Origin of the sequence: Microbacterium sp. VKM Ac-2923 (assembly GCF_022815605.1) — a bacterium.
Taxonomy (GTDB): Bacteria; Actinomycetota; Actinomycetes; order Actinomycetales; family Microbacteriaceae; genus Microbacterium.
In genome coordinates this window covers 1-581 of the sequence record NZ_JALGRP010000032.1, presented here as the reverse complement: position 1 = coordinate 581, position 581 = coordinate 1, and the positions used below count along the sequence as shown (strand labels likewise).

Below are 581 nucleotides of genomic sequence, written 5' to 3'. Positions count from 1 at the left end.
TTCGACAACGGCCACGACACCCGCGCCGACCGCGTCGCACTCCTCGGCGAACGCGCCGCCGAGCAGCTCGGCATCAACCGCGTCGACACCCAACCCTCCATCTTCATCGACGACATCGCCTACGCCGTCGTCGGCATCTACGGCACCCCCACCACCCGCGGAGAGCTCGCCGACGCCGTCATCATCCCCACCGGCACCGCCCGCGCCGACTTCGCCGCCGCAGCACCCGGCCAAGCCCAGGCCAGAATCGACGTCGGCGCCGGACCACAGCTCCGCCAGCAGATCGCCCTCGCCCTCGCACCCGACAACCCCGACACGATGGACGTCGCCGCCCCCTCCGGCCGCTCCGACCTCGGCACCAACGTCCAGGCGGACGTCAACCTCGTCTTCGTCATCCTCTCCGTCGTGGTCCTCCTCGCGGGAGGCCTCGGCATCGCCAACGTCACCACACTGTCGGTCATGGAACGCGTCGGCGAGATCGGTCTCCGACGCGCCCTCGGCGCCACCCGCAGACAGATTGCCGGGCAGTTCGTCGTCGAATCGGTCGTCATCGGCCTGCTGGGCGGGCTCATCGGCGCCTC

General features: G+C 70.6%; 1 protein-coding gene. It reads left to right on the top strand.

Annotated elements, in window-relative coordinates:
* Positions 1 to 581, top strand: a 581-nt coding sequence (locus tag MT347_RS18010; RefSeq protein ID WP_243502736.1) for an ABC transporter permease, incomplete at both ends; no start/stop codon positions are given.